At 40.8% G+C, this 22,848-nt stretch carries 26 protein-coding genes and 1 tRNA gene; 10 read left to right on the forward strand and 17 right to left on the reverse strand.

The genetic code is table 11. From position 1 onward, the window contains the following. The 5 genes from AB669_RS22445 to AB669_RS20965 all read left to right on the forward strand — a co-directional run. Positions 1-134, forward strand: a 134-nt coding sequence (locus tag AB669_RS22445) for an OmpA family protein (protein WP_156166826.1), incomplete at its 5' end; no start/stop codon positions are given. 17 nt (positions 135-151) lie between these two features. After that, positions 152-730 carry a hypothetical protein gene (locus AB669_RS20945; RefSeq protein WP_047801330.1) on the forward strand — a complete coding sequence of 193 codons (579 nt, stop codon included), beginning with the start codon at positions 152-154 and terminating at the stop codon, positions 728-730. Positions 731-867: 137 nt separating this feature from the next. Next, positions 868-1,983, forward strand: a complete 1,116-nt coding sequence (locus AB669_RS20950) for an AI-2E family transporter (RefSeq protein ID WP_047801331.1) — start codon at positions 868-870, stop codon at positions 1,981-1,983. A gap of 121 nt (positions 1,984-2,104) precedes the next feature. After that, a complete protein-coding gene (locus tag AB669_RS20955) occupies positions 2,105-2,290 on the forward strand; it encodes a CsbD family protein (RefSeq protein ID WP_047801332.1) in 186 nt (61 codons plus the stop codon). A 499-nt stretch (positions 2,291-2,789) separates the two neighbouring features. Further along, a complete protein-coding gene (locus tag AB669_RS20965) occupies positions 2,790-3,155 on the forward strand; it encodes a response regulator transcription factor (protein WP_047801334.1) in 366 nt (121 codons plus the stop codon). A gap of 64 nt (positions 3,156-3,219) precedes the next feature. Here AB669_RS20965 and AB669_RS20970 read toward each other — a convergent pair whose 3' ends face one another. The 6 genes from AB669_RS20970 to AB669_RS20995 form a co-directional block, all read right to left on the reverse strand. Beyond that, the gene (locus tag AB669_RS20970) at positions 3,220-3,723 is read right to left on the reverse strand and encodes a hypothetical protein (protein WP_047801335.1); all 504 of its coding nucleotides are present in this window, start codon (positions 3,721-3,723) and stop codon (positions 3,220-3,222) included. Between the two features lie 100 nt (positions 3,724-3,823). After that, complete coding sequence (locus tag AB669_RS20975) at positions 3,824-4,285, reverse strand: helix-turn-helix transcriptional regulator (protein ID WP_047801388.1); 462 nt, start codon at positions 4,283-4,285, stop codon at positions 3,824-3,826. Between the two features lie 106 nt (positions 4,286-4,391). Further along, a complete protein-coding gene (locus AB669_RS20980; protein WP_047801336.1) occupies positions 4,392-5,165 on the reverse strand; it encodes a DNA-formamidopyrimidine glycosylase family protein in 774 nt (257 codons plus the stop codon). Positions 5,166-5,173: 8 nt separating this feature from the next. Beyond that, positions 5,174-5,431 (reverse strand): DUF3606 domain-containing protein, encoded by a 258-nt coding sequence (locus AB669_RS20985; RefSeq protein WP_047801337.1) that lies wholly within the window; start codon positions 5,429-5,431, stop codon positions 5,174-5,176. Between the two features lie 216 nt (positions 5,432-5,647). Then, on the reverse strand, positions 5,648-6,526 hold the full coding sequence (locus tag AB669_RS20990; RefSeq protein ID WP_047801338.1) for an AraC family transcriptional regulator: 879 nt from the start codon (positions 6,524-6,526) through the stop codon (positions 5,648-5,650). Positions 6,527-6,649: 123 nt separating this feature from the next. Next, positions 6,650-8,305 (reverse strand): alpha-L-fucosidase, encoded by a 1,656-nt coding sequence (locus AB669_RS20995; RefSeq protein WP_047801339.1) that lies wholly within the window; start codon positions 8,303-8,305, stop codon positions 6,650-6,652. A 264-nt stretch (positions 8,306-8,569) separates the two neighbouring features. On the opposite strand from AB669_RS20995, the gene AB669_RS21000 reads away from it, so the two are divergent. Both AB669_RS21000 and AB669_RS21005 read left to right on the forward strand, forming a co-directional pair. Next, a complete protein-coding gene (locus AB669_RS21000) occupies positions 8,570-9,760 on the forward strand; it encodes a sorbosone dehydrogenase family protein (RefSeq protein WP_047801340.1) in 1,191 nt (396 codons plus the stop codon). A 1-nt stretch (position 9,761) separates the two neighbouring features. Continuing rightward, on the forward strand, positions 9,762-10,748 hold the full coding sequence (locus AB669_RS21005; protein ID WP_047801341.1) for an SMP-30/gluconolactonase/LRE family protein: 987 nt from the start codon (positions 9,762-9,764) through the stop codon (positions 10,746-10,748). A gap of 110 nt (positions 10,749-10,858) precedes the next feature. Here the strand turns inward: AB669_RS21005 and AB669_RS21010 are convergent. The 4 genes from AB669_RS21010 to AB669_RS21025 form a co-directional block, all read right to left on the reverse strand. Next, a tRNA-Ala gene (locus tag AB669_RS21010) sits at positions 10,859-10,935 on the reverse strand. 112 nt (positions 10,936-11,047) lie between these two features. Continuing rightward, positions 11,048-11,254, reverse strand: a complete 207-nt coding sequence (locus AB669_RS21015) for a hypothetical protein (protein ID WP_047801342.1) — start codon at positions 11,252-11,254, stop codon at positions 11,048-11,050. Positions 11,255-11,288: 34 nt separating this feature from the next. Next, positions 11,289-11,936, reverse strand: coding sequence for a chloramphenicol acetyltransferase (locus AB669_RS21020; RefSeq protein WP_047801343.1), 648 nt, complete (start codon positions 11,934-11,936; stop codon positions 11,289-11,291). Further along, complete coding sequence (locus tag AB669_RS21025; RefSeq protein WP_047801344.1) at positions 11,933-12,628, reverse strand: HAD family hydrolase; 696 nt, start codon at positions 12,626-12,628, stop codon at positions 11,933-11,935. Before AB669_RS21025 ends, AB669_RS21020 begins: the two co-directional genes overlap by 4 nt. A 61-nt stretch (positions 12,629-12,689) precedes the next feature. Here AB669_RS21025 and AB669_RS21030 point away from each other — a divergent pair, with 61 nt between their 5' ends. From AB669_RS21030 to AB669_RS21040, 3 genes are all read left to right on the forward strand, one after another. Then, positions 12,690-13,280 (forward strand): Crp/Fnr family transcriptional regulator, encoded by a 591-nt coding sequence (locus tag AB669_RS21030; protein WP_231582727.1) that lies wholly within the window; start codon positions 12,690-12,692, stop codon positions 13,278-13,280. 327 nt (positions 13,281-13,607) lie between these two features. Next, positions 13,608-14,207 carry a hypothetical protein gene (locus tag AB669_RS21035; RefSeq protein WP_047801346.1) on the forward strand — a complete coding sequence of 200 codons (600 nt, stop codon included), beginning with the start codon at positions 13,608-13,610 and terminating at the stop codon, positions 14,205-14,207. A 222-nt stretch (positions 14,208-14,429) separates the two neighbouring features. Beyond that, on the forward strand, positions 14,430-15,056 hold the full coding sequence (locus AB669_RS21040) for a carbonic anhydrase (protein WP_047801347.1): 627 nt from the start codon (positions 14,430-14,432) through the stop codon (positions 15,054-15,056). A gap of 85 nt (positions 15,057-15,141) precedes the next feature. On the opposite strand, the gene AB669_RS21045 is transcribed toward AB669_RS21040, so the two are convergent. The 7 genes from AB669_RS21045 to AB669_RS21075 form a co-directional block, all read right to left on the reverse strand. After that, positions 15,142-15,909: an SDR family NAD(P)-dependent oxidoreductase gene (locus AB669_RS21045; protein WP_047801348.1), complete on the reverse strand. Its 768-nt coding sequence runs from the start codon at positions 15,907-15,909 to the stop codon at positions 15,142-15,144. Between the two features lie 23 nt (positions 15,910-15,932). Further along, positions 15,933-17,066 carry a DUF4861 family protein gene (locus tag AB669_RS21050; protein ID WP_047801349.1) on the reverse strand — a complete coding sequence of 378 codons (1,134 nt, stop codon included), beginning with the start codon at positions 17,064-17,066 and terminating at the stop codon, positions 15,933-15,935. Positions 17,067-17,131: 65 nt separating this feature from the next. Beyond that, positions 17,132-17,971: a 5-dehydro-4-deoxy-D-glucuronate isomerase gene (kduI, locus tag AB669_RS21055; RefSeq protein WP_047801350.1), complete on the reverse strand. Its 840-nt coding sequence runs from the start codon at positions 17,969-17,971 to the stop codon at positions 17,132-17,134. Between the two features lie 120 nt (positions 17,972-18,091). Then, on the reverse strand, positions 18,092-19,291 hold the full coding sequence (locus AB669_RS21060) for a glycoside hydrolase family 88 protein (RefSeq protein WP_047801351.1): 1,200 nt from the start codon (positions 19,289-19,291) through the stop codon (positions 18,092-18,094). A gap of 52 nt (positions 19,292-19,343) precedes the next feature. Then, a complete protein-coding gene (locus AB669_RS21065; RefSeq protein ID WP_047801352.1) occupies positions 19,344-20,123 on the reverse strand; it encodes a family 16 glycosylhydrolase in 780 nt (259 codons plus the stop codon). Positions 20,124-20,348: 225 nt separating this feature from the next. Then, the gene (locus tag AB669_RS21070; RefSeq protein WP_047801353.1) at positions 20,349-21,245 is read right to left on the reverse strand and encodes a glycerophosphodiester phosphodiesterase family protein; all 897 of its coding nucleotides are present in this window, start codon (positions 21,243-21,245) and stop codon (positions 20,349-20,351) included. A 64-nt stretch (positions 21,246-21,309) separates the two neighbouring features. Next, on the reverse strand, positions 21,310-22,836 hold the full coding sequence (locus AB669_RS21075; protein WP_047801354.1) for a RagB/SusD family nutrient uptake outer membrane protein: 1,527 nt from the start codon (positions 22,834-22,836) through the stop codon (positions 21,310-21,312). Between the last annotated feature and the right edge of the window lie 12 nt (positions 22,837-22,848).

Consider the following 22,848-nt stretch of genomic DNA (forward strand, 5'->3'; position numbering starts at 1 on the left):
CTTATTTAGTATCTCAAGGTGCTAATGCATCAAGAATTGAAGCTACTGGTTACGGACCTGATCAACCAATTGCAACTAACAAAACTGCAGCTGGTCGTCAAGAAAACCGTCGTGTTGAGTTTACTTTATATTAATCCAATTACCATCAATCATGAAAAAATTTTTAGCAACAGTAATTATTGCGGCAACTACGGTGTTTGCTGCAAATGCACAAATCCAAAAAGGTAACGTATTGGTAGGTGGAAATCTAAGCAATATCAACTTGGGACTAGATGACCCTAAAATTTTCAGTGTGGATATTACACCGAAAGCTGCATGGTTTATACAGGACAATGTAGCACTGGGCGCCTATGTAAACTTTGGTTTGGAAACAGCCAAAAATTCCAACACCACTACCAGTTATGGCGTTGGTGCGTTGGGACGGTATTATGCAGGCAAAGACACTGAAGTGCTACGTCACGGCCGTTTCTTTGCTGAAGCAACCGCAGGCATAGGTGGTGTAAATGTGAGTAAAGGTGGTGGTAACACCAACGGTCTTAACTTAAGTGTAGGACCAGGATTTGCTTATTTCGTAACTCCCAATATCGGTTTGGAAACATTACTTAAGTATAACGGACTGGTAGGTTTCGGTAGTGCTACAACACAAAGTAATCTTAATCTGTCTTTCGGCTTCCAGATCTATTTACCAGGTCAACGAACTGCAAACAAAGTTAAAGGCGATATTAAATAAGCGGCCGAAAACTAAAAATGCTGTTACCCAAAAGTAACAGCATTTTTTTTTCAGATTATTTAGGGCAGTTAAGCGGTTTGTGACATTCCCGCATTCCGGTACGAGGCAAACAAATCAATAATCTAAAACAATTAAAAATGGATATTAAATTTGCGCAAAAACCATTCTACGTAAAAACGATGTGCGTACTGGTAAGTCTGATTGCTGTTGGCTATCTGGTGATCATAGCTAAGGAAATTTTATCACCACTCATATTTTCCTGTTTGTTTTCCATCCTGCTATTGCCTATGGCATCTTTCTTCGAATACCGGCTAAAGTTACCAAGAAGCGCCGCCTCAATGCTATCGGTAATCCTGATGTTAGCTGCAATTGGACTTGTACTTTACGTGATAGGCTCGCAGCTAACTGACCTTGCAAATGACTGGCCCCAGTTCCGTGCCCAGCTCAACATTACTGGTCAGAATCTGCAAAAGTGGATAGATAACCGTTTTCATATTGATGCGGCTAAACAGCTCAACTATGTGCATTCAGCAACCAGCAAAGCCCTGGCTTCCAGCACCACTGTTGTTGGCGCTACGGTACTATCGCTTTCATCTATTTTGCTGTTTCTGGTATTTACCTTTATCTACACTTTCTTTTTTTTACTGTACCGCACCCTGATCATGAAATTTCTCGTATCAGTATTTTTAGAAGAAAATAAAAAAATGGTATATGATATTATTGAACAGGTGCAGTACATCATCCGGAAATACATCATTGGATTGCTTATTGAAATGGCAATCGTGGCAACCGTTGTAAGTATTGTATTCTGGTTTTTGGGGATTAAATACGCTATACTTTTAGGTCTTATTACAGGCATACTTAATATCATACCTTATATCGGGATATTTGTAGCACTTATCCTGAGCACACTCATCACTTTTGCTACGGCAACGATACTTTCGAAAGTCATCCTGGTAATTGTAACCCTCATTATCGTTCATTTAATTGACAGCAACGTCATATTGCCACTGGTAGTGGGTTCGAAAGTTCGGATCAACGCACTTATCACGGTACTGGGCGTAATTATCGGTGAAATGGTCTGGGGAATATCCGGTATGTTTTTATCTATCCCGGTAATTGCCGTGCTGAAAATAATATTCGATCGCGTAGAAAGCATGAAACCATGGGGAATCATTCTGGGCGATGAGGAAAAAAAGCAGAATAGACTCGCGAAGAAACTTAGCCCAAAGAAAAAACTGGTTACTGAATAATATACAACTATTTATGCTCAATAGGAATTAAAGCGTTCAGGAATCAAATTATTTTCAACGCTAAAAACATATAAAATTCCACGTTGTTTATAAGATATCATTTACTTAAAATAATAATAAAATGGATAAGTTAGAATTAAAAGGAAAGTGGAACGAGCTTAAAGGTAAAGTAAAGCAGGCATATGGTGATCTTACTGACGATGATTTGAAACATGAAGAAGGTAAAGATGATGAGTTGTATGGAAGGCTCCAGACTAAAACCGGGAAGACCAGAGAAGAAGTGGTAGATTGGTTAAAATCATTATAGAATACAATATCAGTTTAAGGCCCTTTTCTAAAAAGAAAAGGGCTTTTTTATTTTAATTAATTAGAACTTGAAAATTAAAATATTTTCAAATTGGTTTAGTTACCAATAATCATCACCATAAATCCCCATCCTGCGTAGTCAGTTAAAATCGTTTTTTGCTATGAAAATTACATGGTCAAACCCGGATTGAGGTGACTTTGTTAACAATCTTAAAACTATTTACCTGGGCTGATGTTAAAAATTCGACAAAGATGTTTTATTCGAAAGCAAAAGTGATGTTCACAGGAAGTTCAGAACATTTGAACCTGAGGATATTAGCTCACGAAGGGTATGAAGTCACTGATGGAGTAGCTAATATTTATGGATGTCTAGTATTTTGGCAAACAATGGATCTTGCAGACGAACGCCTGGTTGTAAACTTGTAGAAGCAATTGCTAATTAAAATGCATCAGAATCAAATAGTTAAGAGAAAATATTTCACTTATATTTTAAAGGTTTTATGGGGAAAATTTTTGTTTTAGAAGACGATAAAGACATTAGAGAAGTAGTTACGATGATGCTTGAATCTGAAAATTATACGGTCGTTTCCTTTGCAAACGTACACGATTTCATGCAGCGCGATATGAAAGAAATACCAGATCTATTTATCCTTGATGTAATGCTACCAGACGGTTCAGGACTGGATGTTTGCGGAAGGTTAAAGGCAGAAAGTAGTTTAGCAAATGCCCCTATTATCATTATGAGTGCCCATGCCAGTGTTGAAGAAGTTAGAAATGGGTGCGGTGCTGAAAGTTTTATTCAAAAGCCGTTTGACATGGATTTTTTTCTAGGCAAAGTACGTTCGCAAATCGAAAATTCTGCTTAATCGTTTGAAAGGTAAGGGTAAATACCCTTGCATCACTTTGGATTAGCCCTGCCAGCTGTAGCATCTAGCGCAGGAGTTTATTCCGTGTGGGGTTCTCAGCAACGTTAGAGGGACGATTATCGAGATATTTTTTAGTTAGAACATAACCAACTGTGGCAAAAGCGGCAAAAACCAGGTGAGCCGGTATACGCTGTAGGTAGAATCTTTTATAATCCATAAAAGGTGTAAAGGGATGAAGCTTGAATGTTGTTTTCCAGATCCCAATTCCAACTACGCTACTGGCCAGGCCCAATAGAATGGCTGAGCCGACCGAAGGTTTTAGCAGCTTTTTTTCCCATAACATCACATATATTAAAGAAAAAGCCATTCCCAGTGCGTAATGACCCGCCCATCCAGTTAAAGTTTTTGTTTCGCTTGACAGGGTTGGCAGAAGTCTGCCAACGAGTCTGCGCAAATGTTTAGGTTCACGAAAATCCTGTTCCCCGAGCGACATTAGTGCACTCGATAAGGTCATCACTGTTGTACCCGCTATAGTGGCACCAACTGTTTTGATTAGATAATTTCTCATATAATATATATTTAAAATTTAATGATTAACCCTGACATCAAATATTTGCCTGGTTGAAAAAAGTTACGCCTTCATTTACATCATGATGATATTTTACTGATCATTTAATAAGGTAAAAATAGAACATTGCTTTTACGATCTGACTCATTGCCCGTTTACCGGTAACCCAATCCGCTATACTTTCCCGATCAATTCCGGTATCGAATGCTATTTGTTTTATTCTGATTCCTTTTTCCTTCATCTTATTTTCGATCCACGGCACATTTACCAATTGTGCGGGCGAAGGAAGCTTTGTCTCGGCAGAAACTACTATCTCATATCCAGGCATCTGTTTTCTAAAAAGATCCTGCGTGCGTTTCAATAATGTCGCCTCGCTTGCATATTTACCTGAAGAGGTCTCATTTTGTACTGTAGAAACCTGAATGGTGGTATCATCAACGGCAGTTATTGAAAATTCAATATTTGACTGTTCTTTATGCCTGAGCGCTCCCGCTTCAAGTTTATCCAATTGTTTACTTCCAATGTGATTTTTTAAAAGATTGATATGTTGTATAATGCTCATGTTAACCATAGAACAGTTTGGTTTAGGTTAAGTTCTGTTAAAATGAAGGCAAACTAGCTACGCAGCTTTGGTGAGGGAGGAATGGTCTTCTTTGATTAGTAGCCTACTAATAAAGTTTTTGCTCAGAAGTAAAATATGCAGTTCTACCCCCGATGGTTTCTGATTTAATCAGCTTTCCTGTGGGCGACCTTTCAATCTTAGACCCGTGGATTTTCATGAAATCGCGCAGCTCTCCGCGAAGCTCATCTTTGTTTTCTTTTTTGATATCTCTAATGGCTTCGCTTAATACCTCTGTAATGGTTGCCAATAGTTGCTTTGCCACATTCTCTGGAATCGATTTCGCTATTGAAAATGGGGAGATACGCGCTGCCCAAAGAATTTCATCAGCATAAGAATTGCCGATGCCGCGGATGGCTTTCTGATCCATGAGCACTTCCTTAATCTTCTTTGATCTTTTTGACAGCAGAGTGAGAAAGTCGCCCTCGCTGATCTCCAGTGCATCTGGCACCTTATTTTCTGCAGGATTTAATGTCGGGGTAGCCTGCTTCAGCGTATCAATTACCGCAAATGTATTTTTGCCGGTGAAATGAAAAATTAATATGGAATGTTTAGGAGCCTCATCATCTTTCTGGATTTCTCTCAACTCTCCCCGCAGCATCAGATGTAAGCCCAGGATATCGCTTTTTCCAAAATGAAATTGTAAAGTTTTCCCTACACGTGCTACTTTCTCCAATTTTTGTCCTTCCAGCTTGCTTTTTAGCTCAGCAGATGACACGTTAATCTTTTTAGCTACAACTACGTCGAGCTTTTCTAATTTTTTACCCTTAAACTTATGGTTTAGGGTACTGGCAAATACGGTAAGATCGGGTAGTTCGGCCATGACTTTTTTTATACGCTTAAATATTTTTTGATTTCCCTTATGGAGTTGCCATTGAGCGCTATTGCACCTTTAAGTGAGTTTACATCGATTTGAAATTGCGCTGCCCAGTAGGCTAAATCCTTTGGGTCATCCGCATTGATTTCACGATGTTCCGACTGATCATCGAAAGGCTCCAATGTATCAGCATCATCTTCAATAGGATATCTTTCTCTGACCTCATCTGGATCTGGCACTTCACCCATGTTTTGATTTTGATTATCTTCCATAGGTTTAAAACAGTTTGGCTCAGGTTAAGTTCTGTAAATCGACGACCATTAGTAATAAAATCTGGGTCAGCCATATAAATATACTCTTTTTCAAATCTCATACCTCAAACTAAAGAAACAACTAAATTTAATACAATGTCCGGAATTTCTGTTAAGCCTGGAAAAAGTGAAGGACACCCATACGGAAATAATAATCAGTTTAAAATTGAAAAATGTTTATACCTGTGACATGAACTGATTTTGTTTTCGATACTCTTTTGGACTTGAACCAATCATCTTCTTAAACATCCTGGAGAAATACTGCTGATTACCAAAACCGGTTAGTGCGGCAATTTCTCCATATGGAATATTGGATGTGATGATTAAATATTGGGCCCTTTCGATTCGTGTTTCTAAAATAAAGTTTACCGGACTTTTCCCTGTGCAGCGATGGAAGATTCGCGAAAAGTAATCTACATTTAAATTGGCATGATTAGCCAGCTCATTTACCTTTAATTGATTTCCGATATTGATTTGAATATAGCTGATGGCAGACAGCACAGCCGACGGAATAGGTTGGTTGTTGATCATTTTAAACCGTTCCGATTTCATAAATCTCGACAGCAACTGATGAATAATGCCTTGAGTTTCGTACTGCACCCCTATATGTTGTTGTTCGTTTAATTTCCTGTATTCCTTATAGAACTCATCTTTTTCGTAAACTTTTGGATTGTCAGACCGGTTAATTCCCCGGCCTGGATTGATCTCAATCAGCCTTTTGAAATTAACAACATCAATCTCGGCAGCAGATAGGTTTAAAACTTCCCTACAATGGCTAAATGTTGATATTCCATTAGTAGATTCCTCAAAAAACTGTATAAAGTACTGGTGCAGAAAACCATCGCAATGGAGATCGCACAGCGTAAAGCTCGGAATCAGATAAAGTTGTCCTTCTACCAATTTGGTGTGTCCGTTCTGACTGTTTATATATCCTTCTCCAGCCGCTATATAATATATTCTATAGTAGGGACTGATGACATTGTTAAAATTCCATCTGGGTCCGAGTCTAACCAAGTCAGCATTTAAGAGATGAAAATAATTTTTAGTTAGTTTCATCGGTTTACGAAGTTTTTGTTATGTAAATATCTGTCACCTCCAATTGCTTAAGAATGCCAATATAATAACAAGCACTTTCATTCAGAAATGATTACTGCACGAGTTTGATTACCGCATTAGAAATCAGGTTATTTTAAGTGCAAATGCAAATTTAGAAAGCTTACCATCTTCGGGCAAGAAGACATTGAGACCAGTTTGGCTACGGATAAACTTTAACGGAAGACCGGTAGATACCATTTTGACCTGGTTGATTTTTTCCGGATAATAAATGCTTTGATCTGCGAGGCTCTTGATATGAACAAAATTCCGGCTAAAATCTGAAGACATTATTGTTGCATATAAGGCACCATCCTTAGTCACAAATCTTACGTCCTCTTCGGTGAAAGGCTTGCCCTTACCTTCGTTAAAACCCTGTGCAGAAAGTGCCGCCGCGCCAAGCTGCGCTGGCCCTTCACCAAAAATTACCCACGGCCGTGTGCCATATATACTTTCCCCGTTCTCCCTCATCCAGGCACCAATTTCGTTAACGATTTGTAACTCCAGCTCATCCATGGTACCGTCACCTCTCAAAGGCACATTAAGCATCAGATTACCGTTTTTGCTCACCACATCAATCAAAGTATGAACAACCGATTTAGCGCTTTTGTATCGCTTATTATCATAAACCGACCTGTTGTAATGCCAGTCGCCAATGCAGGTATCCGTTTGCCATGGCAGGGGCTCTATACCATTACTTTGGCCACGTTCAATGTCCCATACCATCGCCTGTCTTTGCTCCTCATTTAATATTTTGCCGGTAATTACTGCCTGCAAACTGCCTTTATCCCTGATACTTTTATTGTAAAAGTGCGACGCAATTTTTAAACCGGCATCGTCTATCGGCCATAGCGGGAACTGCGAATCGTCAAAATAAATCATATCAGGCTGATACTTATCAATGAGTTCGATGGTTCGGTTGTAGAACTTCTCGATGTACTTTTTATCAGGTTTACTTACGCCGTTACCCCAATCCCATTGCCTGTGAATCATCCCATTATCAAAACTGTTTTCACTTAACTGATGTTGCTGGGCATAGAGTTCCTGTGGATCAAGTCCATCCCACCACATGCCTCTGCCTTGCAATTTAGTCAGGTTACCATCGTAAGGTACACCCGCATAGGGGCCCGATTTGTCCGATCGTTTTGCGGTTTCCATCCAACTCCAGGTATGGGCAGCATGCACACTCACCGCAAAATGCAAACCTCTTTTTCTTGCGGCGGCGGCCCAGCCGCCAACAATATCTTTTTTTGGACCCAGTTTAGTCGAATTCCAATTCTTTTGAAAACGGCTATCGTACAAGTCAAAATTATCATGGTGGTTGGCCAGCGCCATGAAGTATTTTGCACCCGAATGATGATAAAGATCAACGATGGCTTCCGGGTCCCATTTTTCGGCCTTCCAGGTGTTAATTACATCCTTAAACCCAAATTGTGAAGGATGTCCATACTTTTTAAGGTGAAATTTGTATTGACCGGATCCCTCCATGTACATGTTTCTTGCATACCAGTCCCCTGCTTCCGGCTGGCACTGAGGGCCCCAATGCGCCCACATGCCAAATTTGGCATCTCTGAACCAATCCGGCGTAACATATTTTCTTAGCGACGGCCAGGTGGGTTGAAACGGATTTTTAGTTTCCGAGCTGGTTACCATGTGACGGATTATGGTTGCTTTGGCATTATTTGCTAAATAGAAGCCTGGAAGGCCCGTGGTTAGGAGTTTGAGCAGGGTACGTCTTTTCATATATCTGGCTAATAGTCAACATTCAAATATAGGGCGCATCAATGCAATAACATTTGCATCATTACGACAAATGTTTGCACTAATCCGACTTAGCAATGACTACGGACTATCTAAAAAAATGCAGGCGACATCCGTCAAGCTGCAGTGTCATCACTAACTATTAATAATAACCATCAACTACGTAAACTACCGCATCAAAACGCGTAGTTATCCCATAAACTATCCTGCAAGGGATCATGTTATCAAAAAGTTAACTGATCTAATATGAAAACAAAAATACTGCTATCGATTACCTTGCTCTCCGCGCTTTTTTCAAATGTAAGCGCGCAGAGAGGATTGCCCCCAAAGCAGGGCACCAAAACCACAATGGTTACCAATTATCCTCAACACCTTGATTTTCTTCCGGAAATGGTAAACCTGTTGAAAGTTCCCGACGGATGGCACATTGATGCGGCAGCAGTAGGCCTGGGGCGGCCAAGGATGCTCTATCCCGGGCCAAAGGGCAGCTTGTACGTTACCCGCCGTGACGGCGGAGACGTATTGATGCTGATTGATAAGGATGGCGACGATAAATTTGATGAAATCAAAACCGTGCTTTATGATTTTAAAGGCGTTCACGGGATTACGATCAAAGATAACTATCTCTATTTATGTAACAACACTCAGCTGCGAAGATATCCGCTAAAGCCCGACGGCACCCTTGGCGCGATGGAACTGTTGATCAGTGATTTGCCCAATGGTGGACAGCACCCCAACCGTACGATGACTTTTGGCCCCGACGGAATGCTGTATCTATCGGTTGGAACCTTATGTAACGATTGTAAGGAAACTGATAAGGAAGCAGGAACGATGCTGCAGATTGATCCTAAAACGTGGAAACGCACCATATTTGCCAGTGGCTTGAGAAATACAATTGGATTTGATTTCCATCCCGAAACAGGTGAAATGTGGGGCATAGACAATGGTGGGGATGGAAAGGGAAGTACCTGGCCACCTGAAGAGGTTAACCGGATTGTTAAAGGCGGAAACTACGGATTTCCTTTTGCGTATGGAAAACAGGAAGTAGATCAGAGCCGTGAGGATCCTGCCGGTGATATAAAAGAAGCAGTGGTGAAAACAACAGTGCCCTCTGTTCTTGAACTAACGGCTCACATGGCGCCTATCGCCTTCGTGTTTTTTAAGGACCAGACAAATATTTCCGCCGGATATAAGGGTGATGGCCTTGTGGCCTGGCATGGTTCATGGAATGCCAAAAAAGCAGTAGGTTTTAAAGTACAGCGTATAAGGTTCAACAACGGAACCGCTGTAGGTGCGGAGGATTTTCTGACGGGCTTTTTAAAGGGCAACAATCGCTTTGGCAGACCTGCGGGCATAACCATTACCCCGGAGGGCGTAATCTACATTTCGGATGATGCAAATGGAGTGATCTACTCAATCAAACAAAATAAACAATAACATGAAAAAACATCACTATATAGCTATCGCAGCGCTGTTGGTTACAGGCTGTAGGGTACTTCAACCAAACCCTTCCGAACGTATTAATTTTACCGCAGAAGACACCTATCCGGAGGGGATAGCTTTTGATAAACAAAGAAGCCTTTACTACGTTTCTTCGGCAAGGCTGGGTACAATCGGAAAGGTATCTCCTGCTGGGATTTATTCTACCCTGTATACCGACAACAGCCTTAAATCTTCTTACGGAATGAAAGTGCACCCTGATGGTAAAAGGCTGTACGTTTGTGTTGGGGATGCGAACTACAGTAAATTTACTTCTCCGGACACGAGAGCAAAAATGGCACGTTTGTTAATCATTGATCTGGAAACTGGCAGGAAGCTATCTGATATCAACCTTGCCGATTTAAAGCCCGGAAAGCATTTCCCTAATGACCTGACCTTTGATGATGCAGGCAATGCTTACATCACCGATAGTTTTGCCCATGCCATATATAAAATTGATGCCGCAGCAAAAGCCACCCTGTTGGTAAGCGATGAGAAATTTGTAACTGAAGGGGTTGGCATCAATGGCATCGCATTTCACTCTGCTGGATTTCTAATTGTGGATAACAGCGCTACAGGGATGCTCTACAAGGTACCGTTAAGCAATCCAAAAAACGTAGAACTGATCAAATCTGACCAGTTCTTTCTTGGTGCAGACGGTTTGCTCTTAAACGCCCCAGACTCGTTAACGATTGTTGTAAATGGTGGAAACGATAAAATATTTAAGCTTTCAACGAATGATGAATGGAAGACTTCAAAACTTTCGGCGACCACCTTGATTGCAGACCGTTTTACCTATCCAGCTACAGTAACACTCAATGGTAACCATGTATGGGTAATGAATGCCCGCTTCAATGAGCTTGTAGATAGCAACTCGGTTCCGGCGAAACAGTTTGCTATCCAGAAAGCGGTATTCAAACCTGTTCCGAAAACTAAAGGTAAATAATAAGATCTTCGGACCTGTAAATTTTTAATGTCCTTGGAGAAGTCAGGACAGACTTTTGGAAAAATTGTATTTGATAGACAGATAATCTACTGTCTATCAATACAATTTAGTGGTGGAGAATATCGGATTCGAACCGATCACCTCTTCACTGCCAGCGAAGCGCTCTAGCCAAATGAGCTAATCCCCCAATTTCGATTCGCAGTTAAACAGATTTAAGGAATTGCCCCCTGTGCTGTTGAGGATGAACTATCCTGCTGCGTTGCAAAAATAGTAATAAGTTTAACTAATACAAATGATATTTAATCTTTAAGTTTAAATGCAAATAAAGCCATAAAACAAATTACCGCCATGGCCGAAGGTAAAGGATTGGTTATAAATAAGAACAATATAAAAGTGGCAATCAGCATCATCACCATAAACAGCATTCCTTTTTGAAAAGAGTTCATGAAAAAGATGGCGATAATTGCCAGAAGATAAAAGGGAACGATAAGAGTGGCTAGAAACATTCACCCAAAATAATATTCCCGTATTAAGCTTAAATTAAGCGGTAATTAAATCCTTAATCTCTTCGTTTAGCAAGGCTTGATAGTGGTCAACAAACTGTGATACATGAAAACCGTCCATCAGGGCGTGACTGACATGAATGGAGATGGTCATGATTTTCCTGCCGTCGAGATCTTTCACTTTACCAAAAGATATTTTGGGGCAGCTATCCTGATAGGAAAAATTACGGGCGTGCGACAGGGATTTGAAATCGAGCCATGGAAGAGCAGAATAGTGGATTACATTTTCGCCGGAAGAAGATGGGATCAGTCCCCTGGTATTTTGCACCTGCTGAATTTCTTTTTCGGCGCCTGCCAGGAATTCGTTGAAATCTTCGTTGAAATCGATGTAGCCAAAGCCGAAAGTTCCGTTAGGCCGGTTGATGGTTGCGGAAGCATGCACCTGATCGTATTTCCAAACCTCGCCATTGGTAATGCGGTAACGAAAAGGCTCTATGGCATTTGCTGCCTGAAGGGACTTGTACAGGTAAAGCAAAAAGAATGATTGTTCTTTTTGCTTAGCCTCCTGATAGGTTGAAGTGCAGTCGACTTCTACGCTGATGCCGAAGAAGGGTTCTGTGAAACTGTTAAAAAAGTTAAAGTGATCTTTTCTGATCCAGGTGTTGATATCTATTTTTTCTTTCATTCTAATAATTTAGGTAAAACTTCAGACAGGCTTTCCATCTGATAAAAATTGGCATGTTCAATGGTGTGATCGATATGCTCGTGTACCCAGGTGGTATGGTAGGGAATATGTACTGCATGCCCTCCAATGTTTAATACGGGCAAAACATCCGATTTCAGTGAGTTGCCCAGCATCAGAAATTGTTCCGGTTTGCAATCGAGGTGTTTCAGCAATTTTCGATAATCCGATTCCTGCTTATCGCTCATGATTTCAATGTGGTGAAAGTAATGATCCAATCCGGATTTGTTAAGCTTCCTTTGCTGATCGAGCAAATCACCTTTAGTTGCCACCACCAGTTTATATTTTCCTTGTAATGCTTTTAAAACCTCTTCTACGCCATCAAGTAATTCTATTGGTTTGCTGAGCATTTCCTGACCAAGCTGAATGGCTCTGCTGATGACTTCAGGATTGACTTTTCCTTCAGTTATCCGCAATACCGTTTCAATCATACTGAGCATAAAACCTTTAATACCATAGCCATAAAGCGGTAAATTATCGATTTCCGTTTTTAAGAGTTCGGCTATGATGCTGTGGTGGGGCATAAAATCCTCCAGCAGTCCGGCAAACTTGGCTTCGGTTTCCCGGAAGTAGGGCTCATTTACCCAGAGGGTATCATCTGCATCGAAAGCAATTACGCTAATTTGATTGTTCATAGTTATTGCACTAATTTCGTGCTGCAAATGTAGATCAAGCTAATTAGATTAAAAAGGACATTTGTCTCAACAGGAAATGATGTTACGCACCAACTTATCACTTTTATCTTTTATTGAGCGTTATTATGCCGGCAATGAGGAATCAAGAATTACCATCAAGTCATTCCCGGCAGGGTACAGATTTATTGAACAGGGAGAGCAGATACGCAACATTTACATTGTGAAAGATGGTATTACCAAGTGTTTTATTTCTGAGGAAAACGGAAAGGATTTCATCATTGAGTTTTTGGGAAAGGGGGAGCTTGCCGGAGAACTGGAGGCCATCAAAAAAATTAATTGCCTTTGTAATGTGGAAGCCATTACGGAGGTGACAGTGTTTGCCATTCCCGATCATGTTTTTATTTCCCTGACGGAACAAAATAACGAGTTTAACCGCCTACTGCTTCAGGAACTTTCCACACGGATTATTCAAACCAGCTCAAGGGCATCTTTTCAGCAATTGTACACACTGGAATACGGTTTGGAAAAACTGTTGAAGCTACAAACAGACGAGCAGATTTCCATTTCAAAGGAAGATATGGCGGCCTATCTGGGTATTTCTACACGGAGCTTTAACAGAGTATTAAAATTGGTTCAGGAAAAAAACAGTTGATCTATAACAACAATGATTCATATCACCAAGTCTGCGGATGTATGGAAGGGCATCATTGGTATAGTTATTGTGTGTAAAATATTTTTTTTGCTACTGTAGCGAAATCAAACAAACAAACGTTTTAGGCTTAAAATGATCTGCCGGATACATTATAAGCATATACACAAATGAATAACCATGCAAAAAAGAACCTTTACATTGACATTTCCAGAATGATCCCCATGGACGCATCCTAAAGTATTTTAATTTCCAGATATCCTTATCTCGTATAAAAATCACAAGGAATTATTTCCTGGCAATAACTAATCTATTAGTAATCTTATAATTATGAGCGCTTTTATCCACATCTACTCAAACTCACTCACTGACGAACTTATTCCAACCCTTTTAAAACGGCTAAATGAACATGAAACTGTATTGGATATGAATCCATCATTTTCTTTCAGAAACCCATCAGGTTCACTTGCAATGGTTTTTAAATGGGACAAACCCAGCATCACCTCTTTCAATGAAAACAACTTGAAGTTGAATTTCAGTACCGGAATGCAGTCTTTCGATTTAAAAGAATATAAAAAGAAGCTATTTAAAGACAAGCTGGTAAGGCAAAACTTTTTGCAGAAACTGTTTAAAAAGAAAAAAAAGAAAGCTGCGGCACCGGTAAAATTAACTGCAGAAATTGAAGGACAACTAGAAAAATACAACAAGGTTTTCTCACTGAAGTATTATAGCGGTAACTTATTTGAAAGCCATTTCGCTACCCTTATTGGGGCAATAATTACCGAAATGGGGATTGGTGTGTGTCATTTTACCCACGAGAATACCTGGTATACCCATAAAAATGTATTGGGTGAATGTCTTTCCAATCTTTACACATTAGAAGAACTACCTAAACACATTAATAAGAATGCAATTGCTGTAGCCAGCTAAAAATCCATTTCATCTACCTATGCAAGGTCCTGGCATTATACCAGGACCTTTTTTTATTGTAAAACATATTCCCCATAGCTGTTGTTTCTGGATAGCCTGAGCATTTTAATATAAACAATACAATAACTGAAGAAGAACTCATCGAAATCAGGAAATCTTTCTTTAGTTTTATAATAAATTAATAGTTCATCATACCAATAAAAACAAAATCAGATATAGAATATGAATGTAGCAGACGTATTTAAAAACAATGAGCAATGGATCACTGATAAACTGGCCATCAATCCTGATTATTTTACAGAACTGGCAAAAGGACAAACCCCTGAATTTTTATACATCGGCTGTTCGGATAGTCGTGTAACGGCAGAAGATTTAATGGGTATAAAACCAGGAGAGGCCTTTGTACACCGTAACGTAGCTAATCTGGTAAACAACGTAGACTTAAATGTGATGACCGTTTTAAACTACTCTGTTCGCCATTTGAAAGTGAAACACGTAGTGGTTTGCGGGCATTATAACTGTGGTGGTGTGAAAGCCGCTATGCAGCCTGCAGACATGGGTATCTTAAATCCGTGGTTAAGAAACATCCGTGATGTGTACCGTACCCATAAAGATGAATTAAACGCGATTGAGGATGAAGGAAAACGCTATGACCGTTTGGTGGAACTGAATGTTCAGGAACAGTGTGTAAACTTGCTTAAAACAGCTGCAATTCAACAAGCGATTACAGAACGTGGTTTAACCGTTCACGGCTGGGTATTTGATATTCGTACCGGCAAGCTTATCGACCTGAAACTGGATTTCAAAGCTGTGTTAAAAGACATTAAAGAGATATATGACTTGTACTAGTTCGGGTAATAGATTATAAATGGAAAAGTCCGGAGTACAGGTTTGATGACCAGAACTCCGGACTTTTTTTGTCTTAGAGGTGATACTATCGTCCCATCCAGCCACCGTCAACCGTTAGGATCGTTCCGTGCACATAATCGCTTGCACCCGAGGCCAGGAATAAGGTTGGACCTTTGAAATCCTCCGGAGTTCCCCATCTTCCGGCGGGTATACGTGCCAGTATCGATGTGCTTCTATCCTGATCTTCCCTTAAAGCAGATGTATTATCAGTTGCAATATAGCCAGGAGCAATGGCGTTTACATTAACCCCTTTAGCTGCCCATTCATTGGCAAACGCTTTAGTTAATGATGCAATAGCACCTTTACTGGCAGCATAGCCTGGAACGGTAATACCACCCTGGAATGATAAAAGCGAGGCCGTAAAAATAACCTTCCCGCTTCCTCTGTTAACCATATCTCGGCCGATCTCTCTGGTCAAAATAAATGGTGCAGTCTGGTTAACGGCAATCACTTCATCCCACATTTCATCGGGGTGTTCGGCAATTGGTTTACGCAATATTGTTCCCGCATTATTAACCAGAATATCGATTACCGGATGATCGGCCTTTACTTGTGCGGCAAATTTAAGGGTAGACTCGCGATCGCTGAAATTACATTGATAAGCATAAAACCTTCTTCCCAGTGCAGTAACTTCCTGTTCTATTGAGCTTCCCTGCAGTTCAAGATTGGCAGAAACCCCGATAATGTCGGCGCCGGCTTCTGCAAGGGCAAGCGCCATTGCTTTACCAATTCCCCTTTTGCAACCTGTAACCAGCGCAGTTTTACCACTTAGATTGAATATATTTTGTGACATAAGATCTTAATTTGTATGATATTTTATTTGACCGTTATTTTCAATGGTGTTTTCAATTGTTGCTGAAATTCTTTTAAGTATTTAAACCATGAGGTTTCATCAGCAATTCTACCACCCTTATTCCATGCTGCACCGGCATAGTAAACATAAGGGATGTTATTTTTAACTTCAGTTAACGCTAATAGTTGTTTTGGTTCTGCCAAGGTGCTCGTGAATGATTTTCCGCTTACAGCGCCTACGCCGGTTATCCCATCCGCTCCGTGTACCGGTTCCCAATATCCGATTACGCCACTTTGATCCTGCAGCGCCTTCATATCTTTTTCGCCTCTGGTTGCAAGACCAATGGCAACAGGCAAACTGCCGCTGCCTGACCAGCTATATACATTTTCGATTTTGTTTAATTGTGAACCTGCATCGATCGATATCGTTTTAGTTACCTTCACCTTTTTTCCGGCAACATCCCATTCATCATAAGTAAGCTGAAAAGTGGAACGCAAGGGACCATTATCCAACACTTTAGAAGTGCGGTAATTACCGGAATAGTAAACTTTGTTATTCAGGTATGGTGCCATACTTCCGGCACCAAGGGTGAAGCCAACGCTATAATAATCTAAGCCATCGCCATGATCTTTATGATAATCGTTCTTTTTATAGCGGTCGTTTACCACAAGCTTTTCTGTGCTTTTCACCCACACATCGATACCATAGGCATCCTCTGATGTTTTCTCTAAAGCCTTACCATACATCCTGAAAGCGATACGGTCGTTTTCCCATGCAAAATCATCTTTACGTTCGGGCACATAGCGGGCAAAAGTTTTTGCTACAACTGGTTTGGCTTTTGATGCAAAGATGAGCAAGACCAGGCTTTCCTGCGCCTTTGCAGAAACCTGTAACAACAGGTTTTGTACTATTTTTTCACCTTTATATTCAAGCTGATGCGGGATTTCAGTTTCTGTATTCTTGTTCATGACCAAAAACTTGGCGGTATCAATTTTCGGATCGGCTTTTAAAATCTGCGCCCAGGGAATTGAAACCACCACATCCACCCTGTTAGCAGAAGATGAATTTTTAATTGTTATGGTTGGGTATTTCTGCTGTGCAAATGCATGAGAAGAGAATAATAAAAGCAGTACAATACAGTGAAAGATTCTTTTCATTGTTTATAGGATTGAGGTAAACAAACAATAAGCGTGGGATAGACCCCAGGCTTATTTTGAATAACTTATTTTAATTCGGTAATGGCACAGTGGTCCATGTCGCCATAGTCGAGGTTTTCACCTGCCATGCCCCAGATAAAGGTATAGTTACTGGTTCCTGCACCGGAGTGTATTGACCAGTTTGGAGAAATAACGGCCTGATCGTTCTGCATCCAGATGTGGCGTGTTTCCTGTGGCTGCCCCATAAAATGACACACACTTTGTCCCTGAGGCACTTCGAAATAGAAGTAGGCTTCCATTCTGCGGTCGTGTGTATGGGCTGGCATGGTGTTCCATACACTGCCTGATTTTAGTTCGGTCATTCCCATCTGCAACTGGCATGTAGGCAATACGCTATTCACCAAAAGCTTATTGATGACGCGGTGGTTTGCTGTTTCAGGTGTACCCAGTTCCACAATCTCTGCATCTGCCTTGCTCACTTTTTTTGTTGGGTAAGTGTGGTGGGCAGGTGCCGAATTGATGTATAATTTTGCAGGTTGTGCAGAATCTGCCGAGGCAAATGTTACTGATTGCGTACCTTTCCCGATATATAAAGCTTCTTTATATTCCAGTTCGAATTTTTCACCATCAGCAGTTACGATGGCTTTACCACCCACATTGATGATTCCCAGTTCCCGGCGCTCCAGAAAATAAGTGGCCTTAAGATCATCAGGATTAGGTAGTTCAAGGGTTTGACCAACCGGCATAGCACCACCTACGATGTACCTGTCGAAGTGAGATAATGTTAAGTTTACCTGATTAGCCTCAAAAACATTTTCAATCAGGAAGTTTTCCCGCAAAGCAGCGGTATCCATTTGTTTTACTTCTTTAGGGCTTTGAGCGTAACGGCTTTCGAATTTATTCATTGGTTAAAATTTGAGATAAGGTGAAACAATAAGTTCCGGTAGCAAATATATTTATACCATGCTTATTATTTGAATGAATACCGAAATTATTGAAAATTAACGTATAACCAACGTTTAAATTTACTTCTGATTTCCCAGATACCATTTTTTATAACGGGCCAATGCTTCCAGATAATAATAATCAGCATAGATGAGCGGTACATCAATTTCTATATTGAGCGGGTAGGCACCTGTACTGTGCATTAACAGAAAACCACCGTTGGTTCCCGGCTTCGCCCGGTAGGCATCAGTTGATAAGGAATATATCATGGTTTCGGCCGCAGCTTTGTATGTTTTCGTTTCATCTTCCGGCGTATACTGACCCAGTTCAAGGAGTGCTGAAGCAATCAAAGCACCTGCAGATGCATCGCGTTTGGCATATGGAATTCCCTGTGCATCAAAGTCCCAGAAGGGTATTTTATCTGCCGGCAGATTGGGATGATTGAGGATAAATTTTGCTATTCCCCTGGCCTGAGCCAGATAAGCCTCGTTTTTAGTGAAACGGTACATCATGATGTAGCCGTAAAGTGCCCATCCTTGTCCGCGTGACCAGGCCGAGCAATCAGCTGCTCCCTGCCAGGTTGCTTTTCGCCTTACCGCTCCGGTTTCCGGATTATAATCGATTACATGATAGGAGCTGAAATCAGGGCGAAAGTGATTCTTCAGTGTGGTATTTGCATGGTTAATGGAGATTTCCTTATACTTTGGATCTCCACCCTGATCGGATACCCAGTTCATCATTTCGAGGTTCATCATGTTATCGATGATGACCGGATATTCCCAATACTTGCTTTTATTCCAGGATTGGATGGCTTTTACCGGCTCATGGTAACGGCTGGCCAGCGATTCTGCCGACCGGTTGATGATGGCTTTATATTCAGGCTTGCCTGTGATGCGATAGGCATTTCCAAAACTACAGTACATCATAAAACCCAGGTCATGGTTGCCCGTATAGGTTTGATTTGGTTCAATCAGTTTCAAGGCCTCTTCGGCCTGTTTCTTTATGGCAACGTCTTTGGTTTGCTCAAAGATATACCATAAACTCCCGGAATAAAAACCACTGCACCACCAGGTAATTTCTTTATTTATTGGCTTACCATCCTGATAACTTTGGGGTGTTTTACCCGGTGTAATGTTACGTGCGAGCACTTTGTACTGGCTGGTGGCAAACCTGAATTCTTCATCGATAAGCTGTGCCATTGGCTTTACAGCAGTTTTTTGTGCGGAAGAAGTTACACCTGAGAAAAGCAGGAGGCTAAAGATCAGACTTTTGTTAATCATATTGGTTTGTTAGGGTTTTAAGTTGAGGGAAAGATTGATGATGCTGATAATTTTACTTGTACACACGCACATAATCCACTTCATAAGTTAACGGTAAAATACGATCGTCGAGCCGGCCGCCGAGCGTGCCTTCCCGCCCCAGTGCCATATTGAGCAGGAGATAGAATTTCCTTCTGAAAGGGTTATAGTCTTCATGATCTGCTTTACTCAGGTCGTAGGTGAAGTAACACTTATCATCATAATAGAATTCAATCTTCTTTTTATCCCAATTGATGGCATATACATGGTAATCTTCCCAGGGTTTCCCTACTACAGGCTTTTCAGTTTGATAATGGTATACATCATCTTTATCTGTAAAGTGTGTGGTTCCATAAACCTGAGTTGAATCCTTTCCTACATACTCGAGGATATCAATTTCACCACAGAAAGGCCATTTGACTTCCTGGCGGTTTACGCCGAGCATCCATATTGCGGGCCAGGCGCCAATACCTTTGGTCACTTTAGCCCTCACTTCTACCCTGCCATACCGGAAATGTTTTTTACCAAGGGTAATTAAGCTTGCGGAGGTATAGTTTGCGCCTTTGTAAGATTCTTTGATGGCCTGGATAATCAGTTTTCCATCTGCTACCCTGGCGTTTTCGAGGCGCTCCCGCGTATAGTACTGTGGTTCTTTATTACGGGCGAATCCGGTTTCATAATCCCATTTGCGCTGATCTGGTAAACCGGTATAATTAAACTCGTCGAACCAGATTAATTTTCTTTTAGGTCCGTTACTTTGGGCAAAGCCCTTTACACTTAGAAACGCTAATAATGCAGCAAGTACAATTTTCATAGATGAAGGAAAAAACCGGCTACACCTTTTAAACAGCGTAGGTGCAGCCAGTCAAATATTAAACAAACAATTATTTCATATGCCTTATGTTACCTTAAAGCGATACAAACATATTTGTTAAACTTGCTTTCCTTGGGTGACTATCCTAAACAATAAGGGTGAAATTCCTAAACATTGTAACAAATAGCACACAAAAACGTGGTTTGGGGCGGTAATTTGATTTTTTTATTGATGTGCATGATTTGCTTTCAAATAGGATATCAGATCTGCCGGGCGGTCGCTTTGGATCACCAGAGGCTTAAGTTCCAGTAACCAGGCCCAACTCCCTTTTGTATCTTTTTGTTCAACGGCGCGATCATCGTCGTGCCCGCCGTTAAGTGAAGGCCACAAACTATTCAGCCAGATGACCTGACTTTTCGCAATTGCAGGAAGTGATTTTAAGGTGGATAAAGTATCGGTATTAAAAATGGGCTGGATAACACTTTTTGGAAAAGCTTTATAGCTTTTGATTAGTTCAATGGCATCAGGCCCGGCCATGTTAACTACGACCATCAGCGCGGCATCCGATGGGATCTTTTCTGTAGAAATCAATTTACTGTAGCTGATGTTATCTCCAACGTTTACGATGGCCTGATTCAAGGTTCCGGTTTCATTTAATACTTTGAATACTTCAGTGAGGTGGTCGTTCCCTTTATCTACATTAATCAGTATTTTCCCTTTTGCGGCAAGCATCATTTCTTTAAATGTGGGAATGGGGTTTAAGGTTACCCTGCCGAGACCGTTTTTAAGTCTGAACTTACTTATTTCTTGAAAAGTATAGTCGCTTACTTTGCCTTTTGCGTTGGTGGTGCGGTCGATGGTTTGGTCGTGCATGACCACCAACACGCTGTCTTTGGTCATTTTCACATCAAGCTCCATCATATCAAAACCTTTATCAATACAGTTTAGCAGCGCGTTTAGGGAGTTTTCGGGCGCATTGCGCCAATCGCCACGGTGTGCGGCAACAAGTATATTTTTATGGTTTAAATTAAAAAGTGCAGTCAGTTTAGCTGCAGGTTGCTGTGAAAAAGTATTCAGGGCATTTAGAACCAGTACTGATGCGATCAAGATTTTGTATTTCATCTTTAAAAATATAAAAGGGCGATTGATTGCTCAATCGCCCGGGGTTTGCCATTTATTAATATTTTTAGTAGCCAGGATTCTGGTACATTTTTTCCGGATTCAGTTTGTACTCATCAAAAGGGATCGGGAAGTACCTGTCTTTTGTGGTAAAGTTGCTGAGTCTGGCATTTCCAAAGTTGGCTTGTGATTTAGCTTTGAAAAATGTTACCAGCTCAGCGGTAGTAAAGAAACGCAGCAAATCAAACCATCTGTGGTGTTCGAATGCTAATTCTACACGACGCTCATGTAAAATAGCCAGTTTTAACGTTGGGTATTTAGCATTGTAAGTAGCCTTTGTGCGTGCTACGGCATATAATGGAACACCTGCCCTTGCCCTAACCATATCCAGGTAAGTAATGGCCGCGGCGTCGTTGCCTTGTAACATATTTACTTCTGCCAGCATGAGGATAATATCTGCATAGCGCATGAGGGGACAGTTGTTACCGCCGTAGCCGTTTGCGGTAGCTCCTGCGTTTGTATCGCGGTATTTAGTTACAAACCAATCATTGACACGTACATCAGCGGCATATTTTACTGAAAAATCTTTACGTGGGTCGCCAGTTTCATAATCCAGGATTAAGTCTGGTGTTACATTGCCTCCAACGCCCGTTGGTACTTTTGGTGAGTTAATGGTTTCTCCCCAAGCCTGGTTATCTGCTGCAATACTGGATGCATAGCTGGCATTACCTTGAGCATTTACAATTTCAAAAATGGCTTCAGGGTTACTTGTTTTTTTCGTTACATCAAAAACATCAGCATAAGGAACACTGGCAAGAGAAGCGAAAGGCTTTAAATTATAAGCAGCCATCAAATAGGTGTTGGCATTTGTTAGATTTTCCGTTCTGTTTGCCTCCACAGTAGTTGCCATGGTAAGGTAAACCTGTCCAAGTAGTCCATTAATTGCAGCTTTAGATACACGACCTGCGTTTGCTCCAGTGGCGAGATTGGGAATAGTTGTACTGGTTAAAGCATCCTTTAGATCAGTTACAATTTGTGCATACACGGTAGCCTGTGGCTGACGTGCAGTATTGGCCAACACCTCATCGTTAGTGGTCAACTGTTTCGTAACCAAAGGAACATCGCCCCATTTGCGCACCAAATGAAAATAAATAAGTGCTCTAATAAATTTTGCCTCCGCCAGGTATTGTGCTTTCTGGTCTGGATTTGTAAAGGGAACTTTATCTATGTTTGAGGTAATTAAATTACATCTGGTAATGGTTTGATATAAACTTCCCCAGTGTCCTTTGAGGTAACTGTTACTGGTTGCAATACTGAAATCACCAAATTGGAATGGTTCACCGGCATTACTCTGGTTATCATTTGTTCCAGTATCGTCTGATCGCTGATCGGTATACAAGCCACTGCCTTCACCAATATTACTACCACTTCTTAGTGAAGCATAAATACCGTTCAAAACAAGGAGAGCGTCACTTGGAGAAGTTAGATATTGATCTACTGTTACTGCATTAGGATCTTTTTGATCAAGAAAATCTTTTTTACAGGATGACAGAGAAATCAACGCTATAAAAACTATGAAAATATTTTTTCTCATTTCAGTGAAATT

Origin of the sequence: Pedobacter sp. BMA (assembly GCF_001027745.1) — a bacterium.
Lineage (GTDB): Bacteria > Bacteroidota > Bacteroidia > Sphingobacteriales > Sphingobacteriaceae > Pedobacter.